At 58.6% G+C, this 17,855-nt stretch carries 19 protein-coding genes; 11 read left to right on the top strand and 8 right to left on the bottom strand.

Annotation, left to right across the window (positions count from 1 at the left end):
- The first annotated feature begins 9 nt into the window (after window positions 1–9).
- The 4 genes from FRT59_RS04525 (at window position 10) to FRT59_RS04510 (ending at window position 3,942) form a co-directional block, all read left to right on the top strand.
- The gene (locus FRT59_RS04525; RefSeq protein ID WP_167524247.1) at window positions 10–2,727 is read left to right on the top strand and encodes a toprim domain-containing protein; all 2,718 of its coding nucleotides are present in this window, start codon (window positions 10–12) and stop codon (window positions 2,725–2,727) included.
- Between the two features lie 43 nt (window positions 2,728–2,770).
- Entirely contained in the window at window positions 2,771–3,082 is a 312-nt protein-coding gene (locus FRT59_RS04520; RefSeq protein WP_153870497.1) for a hypothetical protein, read from the top strand.
- A gap of 58 nt (window positions 3,083–3,140) precedes the next feature.
- Entirely contained in the window at window positions 3,141–3,401 is a 261-nt protein-coding gene (locus FRT59_RS04515) for a hypothetical protein (RefSeq protein WP_153870496.1), read from the top strand.
- A gap of 265 nt (window positions 3,402–3,666) precedes the next feature.
- Window positions 3,667–3,942 (top strand): pyocin activator PrtN family protein, encoded by a 276-nt coding sequence (locus FRT59_RS04510; protein ID WP_153870495.1) that lies wholly within the window; start codon window positions 3,667–3,669, stop codon window positions 3,940–3,942.
- On the opposite strand, the gene FRT59_RS04505 is transcribed toward FRT59_RS04510, so the two are convergent.
- Window positions 3,917–5,068, bottom strand: a complete 1,152-nt coding sequence (locus FRT59_RS04505; RefSeq protein ID WP_153870494.1) for a site-specific integrase — start codon at window positions 5,066–5,068, stop codon at window positions 3,917–3,919. The genes FRT59_RS04510 and FRT59_RS04505 overlap by 26 nt on opposite strands.
- A gap of 103 nt (window positions 5,069–5,171) precedes the next feature.
- Here FRT59_RS04505 and dusA point away from each other — a divergent pair, with 103 nt between their 5' ends.
- Window positions 5,172–6,182 carry a tRNA dihydrouridine(20/20a) synthase DusA gene (gene dusA, locus FRT59_RS04500; RefSeq protein ID WP_153870493.1) on the top strand — a complete coding sequence of 337 codons (1,011 nt, stop codon included), beginning with the start codon at window positions 5,172–5,174 and terminating at the stop codon, window positions 6,180–6,182.
- Between the two features lie 79 nt (window positions 6,183–6,261).
- Here the strand turns inward: dusA and FRT59_RS04495 are convergent, their stop codons facing one another.
- A complete protein-coding gene (locus FRT59_RS04495) occupies window positions 6,262–7,011 on the bottom strand; it encodes a hypothetical protein (RefSeq protein WP_034118712.1) in 750 nt (249 codons plus the stop codon).
- Window positions 7,012–7,415: 404 nt separating this feature from the next.
- Between FRT59_RS04495 and tal the strand changes: the two genes are divergently transcribed.
- Complete coding sequence (gene tal / locus FRT59_RS04490) at window positions 7,416–8,342, top strand: transaldolase (RefSeq protein ID WP_034118711.1); 927 nt, start codon at window positions 7,416–7,418, stop codon at window positions 8,340–8,342.
- Between the two features lie 196 nt (window positions 8,343–8,538).
- On the opposite strand, the gene rssC is transcribed toward tal, so the two are convergent.
- Together rssC and rssB are read right to left on the bottom strand one after the other, a co-directional pair.
- Window positions 8,539–9,021, bottom strand: coding sequence for an anti-sigma factor antagonist RssC (gene rssC, locus FRT59_RS04485; RefSeq protein WP_010566476.1), 483 nt, complete (start codon window positions 9,019–9,021; stop codon window positions 8,539–8,541).
- Entirely contained in the window at window positions 9,021–10,202 is a 1,182-nt protein-coding gene (gene rssB, locus FRT59_RS04480; RefSeq protein WP_014717527.1) for a two-component system response regulator RssB, read from the bottom strand. Before rssB ends, rssC begins: the two co-directional genes overlap by 1 nt.
- A gap of 276 nt (window positions 10,203–10,478) precedes the next feature.
- On the opposite strand from rssB, the gene FRT59_RS04475 reads away from it, so the two are divergent.
- On the top strand, window positions 10,479–10,775 hold the full coding sequence (locus FRT59_RS04475; RefSeq protein ID WP_162524825.1) for a PilZ domain-containing protein: 297 nt from the start codon (window positions 10,479–10,481) through the stop codon (window positions 10,773–10,775).
- Window positions 10,776–10,837: 62 nt separating this feature from the next.
- Here FRT59_RS04475 and FRT59_RS04470 read toward each other — a convergent pair whose 3' ends face one another.
- Entirely contained in the window at window positions 10,838–11,527 is a 690-nt protein-coding gene (locus FRT59_RS04470; protein WP_153870492.1) for an MlaA family lipoprotein, read from the bottom strand.
- Window positions 11,528–11,721: 194 nt separating this feature from the next.
- Here FRT59_RS04470 and pcrP point away from each other — a divergent pair, with 194 nt between their 5' ends.
- On the top strand, window positions 11,722–12,330 hold the full coding sequence (pcrP, locus tag FRT59_RS04465; RefSeq protein ID WP_153870491.1) for an HAD superfamily inactivated hydrolase PcrP: 609 nt from the start codon (window positions 11,722–11,724) through the stop codon (window positions 12,328–12,330).
- 111 nt (window positions 12,331–12,441) lie between these two features.
- The gene (locus tag FRT59_RS04460; protein ID WP_005786202.1) at window positions 12,442–12,708 is read left to right on the top strand and encodes a DUF4404 family protein; all 267 of its coding nucleotides are present in this window, start codon (window positions 12,442–12,444) and stop codon (window positions 12,706–12,708) included.
- A 138-nt stretch (window positions 12,709–12,846) separates the two neighbouring features.
- Here the strand turns inward: FRT59_RS04460 and queF are convergent, their stop codons facing one another.
- Entirely contained in the window at window positions 12,847–13,677 is an 831-nt protein-coding gene (queF, locus tag FRT59_RS04455) for an NADPH-dependent 7-cyano-7-deazaguanine reductase QueF (protein ID WP_153870490.1), read from the bottom strand.
- A 66-nt stretch (window positions 13,678–13,743) separates the two neighbouring features.
- Entirely contained in the window at window positions 13,744–14,265 is a 522-nt protein-coding gene (gene copI / locus FRT59_RS04450) for a copper-resistant cuproprotein CopI (protein WP_034118705.1), read from the bottom strand.
- 156 nt (window positions 14,266–14,421) lie between these two features.
- Here copI and FRT59_RS04445 point away from each other — a divergent pair, with 156 nt between their 5' ends.
- Window positions 14,422–15,102, top strand: a complete 681-nt coding sequence (locus tag FRT59_RS04445) for a heavy metal response regulator transcription factor (RefSeq protein ID WP_034118704.1) — start codon at window positions 14,422–14,424, stop codon at window positions 15,100–15,102.
- The gene (locus tag FRT59_RS04440) at window positions 15,099–16,454 is read left to right on the top strand and encodes a heavy metal sensor histidine kinase (protein WP_153870702.1); all 1,356 of its coding nucleotides are present in this window, start codon (window positions 15,099–15,101) and stop codon (window positions 16,452–16,454) included. Before FRT59_RS04445 ends, FRT59_RS04440 begins: the two co-directional genes overlap by 4 nt.
- A 117-nt stretch (window positions 16,455–16,571) precedes the next feature.
- On the opposite strand, the gene FRT59_RS04435 is transcribed toward FRT59_RS04440, so the two are convergent.
- Entirely contained in the window at window positions 16,572–17,816 is a 1,245-nt protein-coding gene (locus tag FRT59_RS04435; protein WP_034118703.1) for a lipoprotein-releasing ABC transporter permease subunit, read from the bottom strand.
- Window positions 17,817–17,855 lie beyond the last annotated feature (39 nt).

Genomic DNA, 17,855 nt, shown 5'->3' with positions numbered 1-17,855 from the left:
ACGATGGACATGAAAGAAAGGCTGCGCGCCGACGTCATCCAACGCATTGAGCGGGACTACCAGCTCAAGCACATGCGCGGCACCGACTATATGCGTAAGGGTGTTTGCCCGGCCTGCGGCCAAAAGACCCTGTACACCTTCTACAACTCGCCCTGGACGCTGATATGCGGCCGGCCAGAAAAGTGCGACCACCGTCTCCACGTAAAGGACGTCTATGACGACCTGTTCAACGACTGGAGCAAGACCGCCCCGTCGACACTCGACAACCCCCTTGCCACGGCGCGCGCTTACCTTGAGTTTGCCCGGGGCTTCAAGTTCGAGCTGATTGCTGGTTGGTTCAGCCAGGATAACTACTGGGATGGCAGGCTGAACATTGGCAGCGCCACGGTACGTTTCCCCCTTGAGAAAGGGGGCTACTGGGAGCGCCTGATAGATCGGCCAGACCGGTTCGGCAAGATGAAAGCTCGCTTCCGGCCGACTGGTGAGGGCCAGCCCGGTTACAAAGGCGTCTGGTGGTGCCCACCAAGCGTGGACCTGTTGGAGGTCGACGAACTCTGGATAACAGAGGGTATCTTCGACGCCATCGCGCTGCTGCATAACGACGTGTCGGCGGTATCGATGATGTCCAGCGCCCCCTGCCCGACTGACTCACTCAAGGCCCTGGTCAAACTGCGCCACGACGCCGACAAGCGCTTACCGCTGCTAGTGTGGGCACTTGATAACGAGCCCGTTGCCAAGGCGAACATGCGCCGCTGGGCGAAGGAAGCCAACGACCTGGGCTTCATCTGCAAGGCTGCGGTGATCCCACAGCCCAATGGCAAAAAGGTTGATTGGAACGATCTGCACCTACGGTGGAAGCCAATTGAGGGCGACGACAAGCGCGCCGAGCAGATCGAGCAGGACCTTGACGAAGCGCGCCACCAGGGCGATTTGCTACTGGCTGATTCGGCGGAAGAGAAAGCGTTCCTGATCTACGTGCGCAACGAGCGCAAGGAATTCCATTTCTCATTCCGCAAGCGCTTGTATTGGTTCCGGCTGGACCTTGAGAAGTACGACCGAGCTATGAGCGATCTGGAAAGTTCAGAACGCCATGAAGACCAGTTGCTCAGCGACGAACAGCGCCGTTACAAAGCGTTGCGCCAATCCGGTTCAGTCACCAGCATCGCCAACTGTAATTTCCAGGCGCTGTACTACATGCGCAACGACCTGACTGACGAGGCCTGGTATTACTTCCGCATTGAGCGCCCACAAGGTGCTGCCATCAAGAGCACGTTCACAGCCAAACAACTTACGTCAGCGTCTGAGTTCTCGAATCGCCTGCTCAACGTCGCCAATGGTGCTTGGTTTGATGGCAGCGCCCAGCAACTGAAACGGATCTTGGCGCCCCAGCTGGACTGCCTGAAAGCCGTCAACACCATCGAATGGATCGGCTACAGCCGCGACCACAGTGCCTATGTCTTCAACGACCTGGCGTTCCACGGCGGCAAAGCGCAGGTGCGCAACAAGGAAGACTTTTTTGACCTCGGCAAACTGAGCATCAAGTCGCAAAGCCAGTCGCCAGTGCTGCACATCAATACCGACCTCAACGCCTACAACGAAGGTTGGTTCGACATCTACTGGCGCTGCTTTGGAGTAAAGGGCCTGGTGGTGCTGGCCTGGTGGCTGGGCGCGTTGCATGCCGAGCAAATCCGCCAGATCCACAAGTCACTGATGTTCCTGGAACTGGTGGGCGAAGCTGGATCGGGCAAGACGACATTGGTGGAGCTGCTGTGGAAGTCGGTCGGCCGCACTGATTACGAAGGCTTCGACCCTTCCAAAGCCACCGCAGCCAGTCGTGCGCGTAACTTCTCGCAGGTCAGCAACTTGCCGGTGGTGCTGATCGAGTCGGAGCGTGAACAAAAGGAAGGCCAGCCGGTTAAACACTTCGACTGGGACGAACTGAAAACCGCCTACAACGGCCGCAGCGTTCGCTCCACTGGCGTGAAAAACAACGGCAACGACACCCACGAACCGCCGTTCCGCGCAGCCCTGCTGATCGCGCAGAACAACCCGGTGAACGCCTCAGAACCGATCTTGCAGCGGATCTGCCATGTCCACCTGACACGCGAGCACCACACGCCGGAAACCAAGCAGTACGCCGAGCAGCTGGAGCGCATGCCGATGGACAGCATCAGCGGCTTCCTGGTCAAGGCGCTGCAGCGCGAAAGCGAAACCATGCGGCTGATGGAAGAAAACACCTCCGGCTACGAGCAGGAGCTGCTGGCCCAGCCTGGTGTGCGCACCGTGCGTATCGCCAAGAACCACGCTCAACTGCGCAGCCTGGTGGATGCACTGGCCGGTGTTGTGCCGCTCGGCGACCACCGCAAAGCCCTCGCTCACGCCGAAATCAGCCGCATGGCCTTGGAGCGGCAGCAGGCAATCAACGCCGACCACCCGACCGTCACGGAGTTTTGGGACCTGTACGACTTTCTGAATGGCATGGACGAGAAAGGGGCACTGAACCACGCACGCCGTGATGGCCTGATCGCCGTGAACCTCAACGAGTTCGTGGAGATGGCAGCCAACAAACGCCAGCAGGTGCCCGCCCTCAGTGACCTAAAGCGCCTGCTCAAGACCAGCAAGTCACCCAAGTTTCTGGAGTCGAACAAAGCCGTCAACTCAGCCCGGCTGCTTGACGCTTTCGACAAACCGAAAACCATTCGCTGCTGGGTATTCCAGGGCGTGTAGGGGCTGCAACCCCTCGATATCTACCACCCAAAGGAGAAGCACCATGCACATCCAAGTCATCACCGGTGACGGCCGCCAGGGCGAAACCAACCGTCTTCGGCACCTGAAAGAGCTGAAAGACTGGTTTAACGAGTCTGGGAAAATCGTTCACGCGGAAGCCTATGACCCGGCGGGTTTGGTAGCGATCCTGGAGGTTCGTGCGGTAAGCGACAAAGAAATTCTGGTGCTGGAGTGCAGCCGGTATCAGATCCAGGCGGTCCTGGAATGGCAGTCGGCAACGGATGAAGTTGTTGAGTTTGAAGACCTGCTGCTGCACCTGGTACGCAAGCAAAACCCAATCGGCGAAAGCCAGTAAGAAGGTGGTGCCGAGGGGCTGCAACCCCCCGACACCGACCACCCAAAGGAGAAGCACCATGCAAGTGAATCAACCCCAAGGCGGCATCGAAGAGGCTACCACAACCCCACTGGCAATCGGCGACACGGTCAGCTACGTCGCAATAAGCGGTGGTGGCCGGGAATACCGTCTCATCGCACGTATAGGCGTGATAATTGGGATCGACAGCAACGTTGCCACCTTGCGTGCCGCAAACGGACGCAGCATTACCCAACCGCTGGACAAGCTGACACCCGACGGCCAGCCAAATGCGCTGACGCGCATGTTCATCGGAGGTTAGCGTATGACCGTATTCCTTTTACTTTATCTCTGCGCGGATGCGACCCGGTCCGATTGCCAAGTGGTGAAGGCTGATAGCTGGAATGGCCCTTACGCCAACGAGCAATGCAGCGACGCCTTAACGGACCTAACAGAAGCACTGACTGCAACCAATCGGGAACGGCATCGGTTCGTTTGCGAGATGCAGGGTACTGGAGTGAAACCCGCAGAACATAAGACTCAGCCGGCGCTCATTCATCAATCGTTTCGGATGTAAGGGGATCACCATGAAGACAGCCTTCATCCTGATGGCCCAATACGACGGCCAAGCGATTATCTCGCTGGAGTTGGTTTGCCGGGATTACTTCACGCACCTGACGCCGGACATGTTCCAGCGCAAAGTGATGAGTGGTCAGATCAAGCTGCCCATTACGCGCCTGGAACGGAGCCAGAAGTCCGCCAAAGGCATCCACCTCACCGACCTGGCCGCTTACCTCGATCTACAACGCGCGGCCGCGGTTAAAGAGCACAGCCAGCTCAACGGGTTAAAACACGTCGGTTGAGCCACTTCATTGATGCGGCGCCCAGTTGGACGGGCGCCCTCAATATCTTTTCGTGCCATCCCCACCCTAGATATCGGTCTCCCTTGCCACGCAAGTGCGTGTATCGCCGCATTGAATTCCAATCCCTGTGGCCGGAAACACTCGCCACACGCGGGATATCCCAATCCATTTCAAACAGGCGACTGATACCTTCGTGGCGTAGATCGTGGAAGTGCAGGTCTGCAATCTCCAGGAACTTGCACGCTTTTGCCCAGGATGTGGAGATTGACTCAGGGCTGTATGGAAATATGTCCTCGCCGGCCTTTGGCATTGTCTGGAGGATCTGCCACGCCTCGTCTGGCAGATAACACCAGACGTCGTTGCCGATCTTCTGCCCAGGGTTCTTCATGTCGCGCACCAGCACCCGCTGGCCCGGCTCGTCGACGTCCGCCCAGCGAATACGGGTTATTTCATCCAGTCGGCGCGTGGAGAACAGGGCAAAGCCCACAACCTTCAGCATATTGGTGACAGTCGGGCGCCTTGCCTGCATGGCCTGGTAGTGCGTCAGCACCTTTCCCAGCTCGTCCAACGTTGGCCGGCGGTCCCGTTCGCGGCTTTTCAGGTTGTAGCCCAGTTTCCGTAGCACGCGCCGGGCGCCGCCCATCGCGAGTGGATCGACCTGGTAACCCCACGCATCTCTGGCAATCGCCAGAACAGCGCCGAGATGCGCCAGGTCATTGCCGGCAGTTTGAGGCTGAACCCCTCCGCCCTCCTTGCTCATTCGCCATAGGGCAAAGTCGACCAGTGCCTGGGTGTTGATGTCCGTATCGGTTAACTGGCCCAGGTATGTCTCGCCGATGGCTGTCAGGGTCGCGCGCTTGGTCTTGCCCAGTGGTCGGGCCTTTTCCACCTCGACCAGGTACTGAGCATTCATCTCCTTAACCGTGGCGCCTTTGCGGCTTGCCCGCTCGATTGCACCAGGCTCATCCAGCTGCGTCTCGCGCTTACGCGCCCAAGCCTGCGCGGCCTGTTTTCGGGCGAAGGTCTGGCTCTCTTGGTAGACTTGCACTCCGTCGCGTTTGATGCGGATTTGAGCCGTGTAGCTCACAGTCCCATCCGCCAGTTTTCTTGCCCTGATAGTCGCCATATCGAAAGTGGTACGCGTCTTTTTCTGAGTGGTACATCGTACCACCGAGCCTTAAGAAACGCCTGAAAACGCCCAAAAACACGCCCAGAATACGTTGAGTAAAATGCTAGATAAACAGAGCTTTAGCCCAGCAGAATCAAGCCCCGCACTGTCTCGGCGCTTTAGTGTTGCACCCATGATGGATTGGACCGACCGCCATTGCCGGTTCTTCCTGCGCCTGCTCTCCAAACACGCCCTGCTCTACACCGAGATGGTCACCACCGGCGCGATCCTGCATGGCGATCATGACCGCTTCCTGCGTCACAACGAAGCCGAGCACCCGCTTGCGCTGCAGTTGGGTGGCAGTGTTCCGGCTGATTTGGCCGCGTGCGCCCGCATGGCCGAGGCCGCGGGCTATGACGAAGTGAACTTGAACGTCGGTTGCCCCAGCGACCGGGTGCAAAACAACATGATCGGCGCAATCCTCATGGCTCACCCTGCCCTGGTAGCGGACTGCGTGAAGGCCATGCGCGATGCGGTGTCGATTCCGGTGACGGTGAAGCACCGTATCGGGATCAATGGCCGGGACAGTTATGCCGAGTTGTGTGATTTCGTCGGGACGATGAAGGATGCGGGTTGCACCAGTTTTACCGTGCATGCGCGGATTGCGATTCTGGAGGGGTTGTCGCCGAAGGAGAATCGGGACATTCCGCCGTTGCGCTATGACGTGGCGGCGCAGTTGAAGCAGGATTTCCCTGAGCTGGAAATTAATCTCAATGGCGGCATCAAGACGTTGGAGCAATGCCGTGAGCATTTGCAGACGTTTGATGGGGTGATGCTGGGCCGGGAGGCTTATCACAATCCGTATCTGCTGGCAGAGGTGGATCAGCAGTTGTTTGGCAGTGAGGCGCCGGTGATCAGTCGGGCGCAGGCATTGGCGCAGTTGCGGCCGTATATCGCGGAACATCTGGCGACCGGTGGTTCAATGCATCACGTCACGCGGCATGTGTTGGGGCTGGGGACGGGTTTCCCTGGTGCACGCAAGTTTCGGCAGATGTTGTCGGTGGATATTCACAAGGCGGCGGATCCGTTGGCGTTGTTGGATCAGGCTGCGGGGCTGTTGGAAGGGCGGTGAGTGTCAGTGGGGCAAGCCCCCTCCCACACTTTTATCACGTGCAAGGGCACGGCATTAAGTGCCGGCCCTTGCTGCGGTTTTACAGTTTTTCCGGCACTGTTCCATTGGGTACGGCTATCCATGTGTCGGTCTTGCGGTCATATCGTTTCCAGACACTCTCCGTTCTAAGCTTTCGATAAAGCGTGTCGAACGTGGTGCCACCAAGAATTTGAACTTGAACTTCGCCACCGGCAGTCTTGCAGTTAACCAGCCCTAGAATGGGTGAATTCGGATTCACCTGAAGGGCATACACCGCCTCTCCAAAGGTTCCTGTGGTAGCGTAATCCAGTGCAAAACTTACAAACTGGCTTTGCGGAGTGTCGCTGGACTGTAACGCGAGCAGGCGCATTGTCGTGTAAGTGGCACTGGGGAAATCCGGTTGGTGCAGGTCAGGCCCATCGATTGCCCAGTACTTTTCCGGTGTACCGCCGTTTTTAATATATTTGTCCAGGTCATTCTGGGCCTTGGCATAGATCACGCCTGCCTTCAGCTTCTGGACGTGCCAATTGTTGGTGTCTGCCCCTTCGTACGCGCGGTACACCCAGGTAGCAGGCGCCGTCACTCTGGAATCAGTGATCTTCGCCCCATAGGTTGAGGTCAGTTCATTTTCCTTCTCAAGGGTGCGACTCCCTATGGGTTTGCCAGCTTTGGCGGTATCAATGATTTCACGCATTTGTTGGTTATCGTAGCAACCGGCGTTAAGGGCCTGCTGCACTGTTACGTCGGCAAATACCGCTGTTGAACATATAAAACCCATGGCAGCGACTAGCGTTGATACATTCCGTTTCATCACATCTCTCCTTTGCTTTTTCACTAGCGAACAAACAGATTATTAATGGGAAGGCACACATACGCTTCGCCGCGAACAGTTAAGTCTTCAGAGTTTTTATCGGCATATTTAGCGTCTGCGAATCAGGTATAGCACAGGCAAAAACAGGAACAAGCAAACTTAAAGAAAATAAAGTTTTCACAACTTCAGAATATTGAAAATCACTATATAAAGGCTGTCATACGCCTGACCTCGACTCAAATTGAACCTCCCCCCGATTTTGCCCTCCTATTTAGCAGCACAGCCGGTCTTTCAAACGGCCGTTTCCAGGTTATTGCCCTCGCAAACGACCTAACGCATTTGCGCCCTTGAGCGCCTGCCAGCGCTCGGGTAATGTCATCAGACCCACAGGACAGAGCACGCCCATGACTTCCAAGCTGGAACAACTCAAGCAATTCACCACCGTCGTAGCCGATACCGGCGATTTTTCCACCCTCGCCAAGCTCAAGCCGCAAGACGCGACCACCAACCCTTCCCTGCTGCTCAAGGCTGCGTCGATCCCTGGCTATGCCAAGCTGCTGGATGAGTGTGTACAGGACTGCAACGGCGACGTGGGCCTGGCCAGTGACCGTTTCGCGGTAGCGGTAGGCCAAGAGATCCTTAAAGTGGTGCCAGGCCGTATTTCCACTGAGGTGGATGCGCGCCTGTCGTTCGACGAAGCCGCCATTCTCAAGCGTGCACACCGTCTGATTGACCTGTACGACAAAGCCGGCGTTAGCCGTGACCGCGTGCTGATCAAGATCGCCTCCACCTGGGAAGGCATCCGCGCCGCAGAGAAGCTGGAAAAAGAAGGCATCCAGACCAACCTGACCCTGCTGTTCTCGTTTGCCCAGGCCGTCGCCTGTGCCGAAGCAGGCGTGTTCCTGATTTCGCCGTTCGTGGGCCGTATCTACGACTGGTACAAGAAAGCCAACGGTAACGACTACACCGGTTCCGATGACCCGGGCGTGCAGTCTGTGACGCGCATCTACAACTACTACAAGGCCAACGGCTACAAGACCGTGGTGATGGGTGCGAGCTTCCGCAACCTGAGCCAGATCGAGGAGCTGGCCGGGTGTGACCGCCTGACCATCAGCCCGGACCTGCTGGAAAAACTCGCGGCGGATGAAGGCAAGCTGGAGCGTAAGTTGTCGCCAGGCCATGCCGGTGAGGCCCGTGTGCATCTGACTGAAGCGCAGTTCCGTTGGGAGTCCAACGAGGATGCGATGGCAACTGAGAAGCTGGCGGAGGGGATTCGCCAGTTTGCTCGGGATCAGGAGAAGCTGGAAGCGTTGCTGACTGCCAAGCTGTAAAGGCAGATAGCAGCAAAAAGGGCGGCACCTGTGAGGGTGCCGCCCTTTTTTGTGTGCCAGTCTCGAGCCGATCGCAGGTCAATTGTGGGAGGGGGCTTGCTCCCGATAGCGGTGGGTCAGTTATGAATTTACTGACTGTCACTCCGCTATCGGGAGCAAGCCCCCTCCCACATTTTGATCATATTTCAATTGGGGATCAGTGGCGCTCGAGGGCGTTCACGAGGTCGTGGAAGGCTTCGCGGTTGGACTCGTTGAGGCCCATGAGGATTTTGTGCGCTTCCAGCACCTTGATTCGTACGACTTCCTCGGACTGGTCCTGGGACGGCAGGTCGGTGAGGCATTCCGGGCAGGGGATCGGGCGGTCAACGATGTTGAACACCTGGTCGAAGCCCATGGACTGCAACAGGCGGGTGATGTCTTCGTGGGTGGTGACCACGGTCGGCAACAGGCCGACCTTCTGCCGCGACAGAATGGACAACTTGGCCAAAAGGCCCAGGGTAGTGCTATCGATGCTGCGGGTTTCAGTCAGATCGATCACGATCGCCGAGAAGTTCAGCGCTGTGAAGATCCGCTCAATCGTCGCATCCAGCGCCGAACACAAGGTCAGGCGCACTTCACCGACAAACTTCAGGACGAAGGTCCCGTCTTGCTCGGCGAATTGGATTCTTCCGGTACTCATCAAAGATTCCTGCTCAACACCAATAGGGCGATATCATCCGGCATCTCCCCTAGCGTGGCCAATCCAAAAACCTGCCGCAGGCCATCCAGGCTGCCGCCCGCCGACTTGACCTTTTGGGGCAAGGCGGCTTCTTTCTCTTTGAGTGTAGGCTCTGGAAGAAGGTCCAGGATACCGTCGGACATCAGCGTCAGGCTGAACGTCGGCGGCAGTTCCAGGATGTGGTCTTCGTAGGTGGCTTCATTGAACAAGCCAACCGGCAAACCACGCCCCTCCAGGTAACGCACACTGTCAGGAGTGTACAAAACAGGCATCGGCAGGTGACCGCCAATGCTGTAGGTCAAAAGACCGGTTTCTTCATCGATCACGCCGCCGACCATCGTCACGTGCTTGCCCAGCTTGCAGCTGATCAAGCCTCGGTTGATGTGGCCCAGCACCTCGGAGGGGGTGAACTCCGGCAAGGTGCCATTGCGCTTGGACTCGAACAACAGCCGTGTGGTCATGAACTTCAACAACACGGTGACAAAAGCAGAAGAAGCCCCGTGGCCGGAAACGTCGGCCAGGTAGAACGCCACTCGTCGCTCATCGACACGGAAATAGTCGACAAAATCACCCGACAGATACAACGACGGGATGATCTGGTGCGCGAACTTGAATTCGTCGATGGTCCATGGGCTGACCGGCAGCATGTTCATCTGCACCTGGCGACCGGCGTTCTGGTCTTCCTGCAGCAGGTTCAGGCTGGCTTCGAGCTCGCGGTTGGCGGTCTCGAGCTTTTCCCGGTAGCGCTGGTTTTCCAGGAGCAGACGTGCACGGTCCAGGGCGCGGCGCACCGAGTGCTCCAGCACGGCCAGGTCTTCCAGGGGCTTGATCAGGTAATCGGCGGCGCCCAGGCGCAGGGCTTCCACGGCGTCGTTCATGACCCCGGCACCGGACACGACAATCACCGGCGTCTGCGGGGCAAGGTCGGTCACTTGGCGAATCAGCTCGAGGCCGCCCATCTGAGGCATGCGCAGATCGCAGATCACGAGGTCGGGCTTGTCGCGCTCGAATACCTGAAGACCCTGTTGGCCATTACTGGCCTGCAGGACGCTGAAGCCACTGTCTTCCAAATAGGCCGCGAGGCTCGCACGCACTACTTCGTCGTCATCGATTATCAGCAGCGTGGCACTGGTTTTCTGCATGTGGGCAAACGGCGCCAGAATTAGGTTGGCGTAGGCGGCCCGGCAATGGCCGGGCTCACGTACTGGATTCGCTTTCTAGCCTCTCTGTCCTACAAAGCATTGGGATTTAACCCATGCACAACGGTAAAGCAGAGGTGCCCTTCTAAGGCGCAGACGGTACTCCCATCCGTGAGGGGTTTCAAGCTCATGCCGATGGTCGCCGAGCGTCTTTACATCGCAAATCACCGGGAGTTATAAGAACTGTCACGACCCCAACGTAAAGTAAGGATGGATGCTGTGAGCGAACACGAGCGCGGCTACGACGAAAAACGCGATTTCATCCGCATGCGGGTGGACGCCAATGTGTCTTTGATCCACGCCGGGCAGGAGATTGAAGGTATATGCCTGGACCTTTCCAGCTCCGGCATGCAGGTGCAGGCACCGCGCCAGTTCAGCGTGGGCGACCAACTGACCGTGCGCATCGACTCAGAGCATGCGGCACTCAAGGGCCTGGAGGCGGATACTGAAGTCGTGTGGACCAAGACTGCAGGCGATGAACAACACCTGGGCCTTAAGATCTTGAACATGCGCTGAAAAGCGCGCACAAAAAAGGCGACCCTTCTCAGGTCGCCTTTTTCATTTCAAAACGTCACAGCTTAAAAGTCGTCAACGACCTTGCCATCCTTGACCTTGAACTCGCGGTTCTGCAGGTAGGCGTTACGAATGAAGGTGTACTTGTCACCGCTGATCAGCTTCTCGCTGTCGAGCAGGCTGGCGCGCACGTCGACGACGTTGAGGCCAAAGGTGCTGTTACGCCAGCCGATGTCGTTCATGTAGCGGTACGGCTGGGTGTAGCTGTCAACGTATTTGGACGGCGCATCACGCAAGGTGCTTGGGCCGAGCAATGGGATCATCACGTACGGGCCGCTGCCGACGCCCCAGTAACCGAGGGTCTGGCCGAAGTCTTCATCACTGCGATGCAGCCCCATTTTGGTGCCGACGTCGACGAAGCCCATCACGCCAAACGTGGTATTGACCAACAGGCGAGCCGTGTCTACACCCGCATTGTAGGGCTTGAGCTGCAGCACGTTGTTGGCCAGGTTGCCGACATCGCCGATATTGCGGAAGAAGTTGTGAACGCCGTCCTGCACAAATTGCGGGGTGACGAACTGATAGCCCTGGGCGATTGGCTTGAGGGCATAGGTGTCAACGGTGTCGTTGAAGGTGAAGATCGGGCGGTTGACGCTTTCCCATGGGTCATCTTCCGACGCGGCTTGGGCGGCGAACGGTGCCAACAGGATGGTGGCACACACCGATAGCTGAGCGAAGTACTGGCTCCAGCGCATAGCTTTTGCTCCTTGAATGGTCTGTCATGGGCGCTATGCCCTGAATAAGACCGTCAGTATATGACGGAAGTGTCGATTAAGGCAGCCACTAGGAACTGACTTACGGAAAATGAACAAAATTCCTACAAGTACGCCAGTGTCATGCCCTTGTCATGCCAGCCCGATAGTGTTGCTGCTATTTCAGGGACGTTCAGATGCCACACGCCGAGATTGCCGTCGCCACTGCCCCCTCGTTGACCGCCGTGTTATTTGGCCTGAGTGGCTGCCTGGTAGATTTTGGTTCCCTGGCGCGCACCGATTCGCCCTGCCCCGATGCCGAGGTCACACCCGGCGCGTTGAAAATTCTGCGCAGCCTTAAAGAACAAGGCGTGCCCTGCGCCTGGCTGGACGAACTGCCCCCCTCAATCACTACGCCTCTGTCCACCGGCCTGCCGGGCTGGCTCAAGGCAGCCTCGCCCTCCTCCATCCGCTGGCCCGCGCCCCACGCTTGCTGGCAAGCCTTGATGGAGTTGAACATCGAACGCCTGGAAGGCTGCGTACTGGTCAGCGGCGAGCCGCGCCTACTGCAATCGGGCCTGAATGCCGGGTTGTGGACCATCGGCCTGGCCTCCTGTGGCTCGCTCTGCGGCCTGTCGCCCGAGCAATGGCAAGCACTGACCGAGCAGCAGCGCGAATCCAAGCGTGGCAAGGCGACGATGGCGCTCTATGGCCTGGGCGTGCACTCGGTGATCGATCATCTGGGCGAGCTCGGCAGTTGCCTTGCAGACATCAGCCTGCGCCAGCTCAAAGGCGAGAAGCCCTGATCAAGATCATGCACGGTTGGCCCCAGTGGATTAATCTACAGGCCAGCTCGTAGACCTTTCACGGCGTGCCGCGGTCTATGCCAGTGACTATCGATAAAAGGAAAGAACGTCATGCCTGATCGCAAAAAGCTGGAAGAACAGGTCGAGATCCTGCGCGGGCAGTTGGAACAGGAACCGCCGCTGTCGGAAGAAAAACGTGAAGCGCTGGAAGCCTTGATTGCCAAGTTTGAATTACAGCTCGAACTTGAACCGGCGACTCAGACGCCCAGTATTTCCGACGATGTGAATCAAGCGGCCATAGAGTTCGATGCCGAACATCCAGTCATTTCCGGGACATTGCGCAATATCATGATCACCCTGGGCAATATCGGGATCTAACCTGCCCGCAAGCCAAGCACGAAACCAAAATGTGGGAGGGGGCTTGCCCCCGATAGCAGAGGTTCAGACACAGTTGCTGTGACTGACACTCCGCTATCGGGGGCAAGCCCCCTCCCACATTTGGTTTTGCGTGCAGGCTTACTGACGCGCCAACCGCACGTTCAGAAACTGCGTGTTCTCAGTGCTGCGATACGGGTTGATATCCAACCCACCCCGGCGCACATACCGCGCATACACGGTCAACTTCTCCGGTTTGAGCAAGCGCTGCAAGTCCAGGAAGATCCGCTCCACACACTGCTCATGGAAGTCCGAGTGCTGGCGAAAGCTCACGATGTATTCCAGCAGGCTGGCATGATCCAGTGCCGCACCACGGTACTCCACCACCACACTGCCCCAGTCTGGCTGGCTGGTCACCGGGCAGTTGGATTTAAGCAGGTGGCTGTGCACGCTCTCCTCCACGACACGCGAGTCATCGCAACGCAGCAGTTCCGGGCGCGGGTGTTCGTAATTGCTGACGCTGATATCCAGGTCGTCAATGCACGCACCCGGCAACGCCATCACGCCTTCGGCCTCGATGTCGGCCAGGCTGCGGATGCGCACGTCCACCGGTTTGCCGGCGGCGGCGCTGAGGTCGGCACGCAGGGTGGCTTCCAGGCTGGGGGTATCGACAAACGCGGTCTGGTTCAGCGAATTGAGGTACAGCTTGAAGGACTTGGACTCGATGATGTTCGGCGAGTCGGCCGGAATGCTGAATTCACCGATGGCCACCACCGGCTTGCCCGAGGGCAGCAACCAGGACAATTCGAAGCAGTTCCAGAAATCCACGCCCTTGTACGGCAGGGTTTCGGCGCTCAGGCCCAGTTCGGCCCACTTGGCGGCGCGCGGAATCGGGAACAGCAACGATGGGGTATAGGTGGATATGTATTCACTGGACTTGCCCAGCGGCGAATGTTCGGCTGCGGGATGCATGGCGGAAACCTGGCTAAATAAACCGCGCCAGTCTACCAGCCTTTGCCCCCGCCCTTAACAAACGCCTCACTCAACGGTTAGTTTGCCGACCATGCCCGCCTGGTAATGGCCGGGAAGGTTGCAGGCGAACTCCAGGCCCGTGGCCTTGGTAAAGGTCCAGGTCAGTTCGGCAGTCTTGCCCGGTTCCACCAATACACTGTTGGGATCGTCGTGCTTCATGCCGCCCATATCACCGTGCCCCATGGCGCTGTGGTCCATCTTGCCCATGCCGGTGGCGGTGAGCATGCCGCTGGCTTGCATCTGCAACATCTCTTTCTGGTGCGCCGCATGCATCGCCGCGTCGCCCAGGTTGAATTCGTGGAGCAACTGGCCTTTGTTGACCAGTACAAAACGCACGGTTTCACCGGCCTTTACGTCCAGGGACTTGGGCGTAAAGGCAATGTCCTGCAGCGTGACTTCCACGGTACGCGTGGCTTTTTCAGCCGGTGCCGGTTGGCCGAACGCGTAAGTGTGAGCTGCATCCGCCAGTGCATTGAAACTCAACGCCAACAAACAGCCCGCTAATAACAGGGGGGTACGCAATGCCATCTCTTACTCTCCAAAAATAGGTGACCCGCTTGGGGCGCACTTTAAGATAGCCTCGCTGCCAGCCAACTGACTGCTAGATTACAACTTTGTCAGCTTGCGCCCCTACCCTGGCAGCCACGGTATAAAGGCCAGCGTCCCCTTTGCCAAGAGCCCTACATGAAACTGCTGATCGTCGAAGACCAACCGAAAACCGGCCAATACCTGCGCCAGGGCCTGAGCGAGGCGGGCTTCACCACCGAGTTGGTGGCCGACGGCACGACTGGGCAGCATCAGGCATTGACCGGCGATTACGACCTGCTGATCCTCGACGTAATGCTCCCCGGCCGCGACGGCTGGCAAATTCTCCAAGCGGTGCGCAGCGCAGGCCTGGATATCCCGGTGCTGTTTCTCACGGCTCGCGATGCAGTAGAAGACCGTGTACATGGCCTGGAACTGGGCGCCGATGATTACTTGGTCAAGCCGTTTGCCTTTTCCGAGTTGCTGGCGCGCGTGCGTAGCCTATTGCGTCGTGGCGGCAGCACACCGCAGGAAACCACGTTGCAACTGGCCGACCTGCGCCTGGACCTCGTCCGTCGCCGTGTAGAGCGCGACGGCCAGCGCATCGACCTCACCGCCAAGGAGTTCTCTTTGCTGGAATTGCTGCTGCGCCGCCAGGGCGAGGTGCTGCCCAAGTCGCTGATCGCCTCCCAGGTGTGGGACATGAACTTCGACAGCGACACCAACATCATCGAAGTAGCGATTCGCCGCTTGCGTCTTAAAGTCGATGATAGCTTCACCAACAAGCTGATTCACACCGTGCGCGGCATGGGCTATGTGCTGGAGGAACGGTGCAATTGATCAAGCGGCTCTCCCTCACCAGCCGCCTGGCGTTGCTGTTCGCTGCTTGCACCGCAGTGGTGTCACTGGTCGCAGGCGTGCTGTTCAACCGCGCCAGCGAGGCGCACTTCATTGAGTTGGACCAGCAGCAGCTTGACAGCAAATTAGTGGCGCTGCGCAGCACCTTGCAGGGTATCGACTCACGGGAAGCCTTCCTCCAGCGAACACCACAGCTGCGCGCCGACCTGGGTCACCAGCCCGACCTCACTTTACGCGTCAGCGCTGCCGGCCAGCGCTGGCTGGACGGCGCGCCGAACATCACCTTGCCCGAAGCACCCGGCCTGCACAGCCTGCAAAACGCTGGCACCGAGTACCGCGTGTACAACGCACCGTTGACGCCCGGCCAACCCGGTTCGCCACAGCTGAGCCTGGTACTCGACATCACGCACCACCAACACTTTCTGGAACGTATGCAGCGCTTGATCTGGCTGACCGTCGGCCTCTCGGCCCTGGCTACCGCCCTGCTCGGTGCCTGGGCTGCGCGCAGTGGCTTACGACCGTTGCGCCGCATGGGCGAAGTGGCCGCCGGGGTATCCGCCCACTCCCTGACGCAACGCTTGCCCCATACACAAATGCCGGCGGAACTGGCAGAACTGGCTCAAGCGTTCAACGCCATGCTGGGGCGCCTGGACGATGCGTTCCAGCGCCTCTCTGCCTTCTCCGCCGATATCGCCCACGAACTGCGCACGCCGTTGTCGAACCTGCTGACCCAGACCCAAGTCATCCTCACCCAGCCGCGCCCGCTGGAAGATTATCGCGAGGCGCTGCATAGCAACCTGGAAGAGTTGCAGTGGATGGCGCAACTGGTCAACGACATGCTTTATCTGGCCAAGGCGGATCACGGTTTACTGATGCCCACGCGTGAACCCTTGGACCTGGCTCTCGAAGTAGAAGCGCTGTTGGAGTTTTTCACCCTGGTGGCGGAAGACGCGCAGGTCACGCTGGTGCGCGAGGGTAATGCCCACACGGCGGGAGATCGCGGCATGCTGCGCCGGGCCGTGTCGAACCTGCTGGATAACGCGTTGCGGTTCACCCCATCAGGCGGCGAAGTGCGGGTGCGCATCTTGCAAGGCACAGAGGGCGTGAAGCTGACGGTGGAGAACAACGGGGAAGGCATTCCGGCGCGGTTATTACCGCGGCTGTTTGACCGTTTCTACCGGGCTGATCCGGCACGGCATGAGGGCAGCAGTGAGCATGCAGGGCTGGGGTTGGCGATCACCCAGTCGATTGTGCGGGCCCATGGGGGGAAGATTTATTGTGAGTCGAAGGCGGGCTGGACAAGGTTTGTGATTGAGTTGCCGAAGGGAGATTGATGCAGGCTGGGCCGCCCCTATCGGGAGCAAGCCCCCTCCCACACTGGACCGCGTTTATTCAGGAACAATGAGGTCAAAATGTGGGAGGGGGCTTGCCCCCGATAGCGGTCTAAAGCCTTACGAATATCTCAGCGCATGCGCCGGCTCAATCTTCGCCGCCCGATACGCCGGGTAAATCGTCGCCAGGAAGCTCAGCACAAACCCCGCCGAGCAAATCAGCAACACGTCCCCGCCTTGCAGCTCCGAAGGCAGGTTGCTGACGAAGTACACGTCCGAACTGAAGATATGCTGCCCGCTGACCCGCTCCAGCCAGCCCACCAGTTCACTGACGTTCAGCGCGGCAATCACCCCCAGCACACCGCCGATCAGGGTACCGACTACGCCGATCACCGTGCCCTGCACCATGAAGATCGCCATGATCTGCCGAGGCGTGGCGCCGATGGTGCGCAGGATCGCGATGTCCGCGCCCTTGTCGTTCACCACCATGATCAAGGTCGCGATGATGTTGAACGCGGCCACGGCGACGATCATCAGCAGCAACAGGCCGATCATGGTCTTTTCCATTTTCATCGCGCTGAACAGGCTGCCCTGGGTGTGGGTCCAGTCATCGGGCTTGTAGGCTGCACCCAGGCTGGCGGCGATATCCGCCGACACTTTCGGCGCCGCATACAAATCCTTTACCGCCAGGCGCACGCTTTGCACCTGGTTGGGCTGCCAATGCTGGATTTCTGCTGCGTCGGCCATGTGGATCAGCGCCATGGAGCCATCCAGCTCGGCGCCCACCTTGAAGATGCCCACCACGTTCAGCCGCTGCATGCGCGGGGTAATGCCACCTGGGGCGCTGCTGAGTTCCGGAACGATCAGGGTCAGCTTGTCACCCACATTCAGGCGGAAGCGGCGCGCCGTGATATCACCGACCACTACGCCGAACTCACCGGGTTTCAGGTCGTCGAGTTTGCCGCGTACGATGTGCTGGGCCACGATGGACACCTTGCCTTCCTGGGCCGGGTCGACGCCGCTGATCTCAATCGGCTGCATGGCCCCCTTGTAGGAGAACATGCCGTCCATCTGCGTGAAGGGTACGGCCGCAGTGACTTGCGGATTCTTCATCGCGGCAGCGGCTACTGGCTGCCAATCATCAATCGGCTTCACGCCAACGAGGGTGGCGTGGGGCACCATGCCCAAAATGCGCGAGCTCATTTCACGCTGGAAGCCGTTCATCACCGACAGCACCACGATCATGGCCAGTACGCCCAGGGCGAGGCCGATCATCGAGGTCATCGAGATAAACGAGACAAAACGGTTGCGGCGCTTGGCGCGGGTATAGCGCGTGCCGATGAAAATGGATAACGGTCTGAACATTCGCGTACACCGCCTGAAAAAATGAAAAAGCCCAGCGTC

The sequence above is a fragment of the Pseudomonas haemolytica genome, assembly GCF_009659625.1.
Taxonomy (GTDB): domain Bacteria; phylum Pseudomonadota; class Gammaproteobacteria; order Pseudomonadales; family Pseudomonadaceae; genus Aquipseudomonas; species Aquipseudomonas haemolytica.
This window is presented reverse-complemented; position numbering and strand designations above follow the sequence as displayed.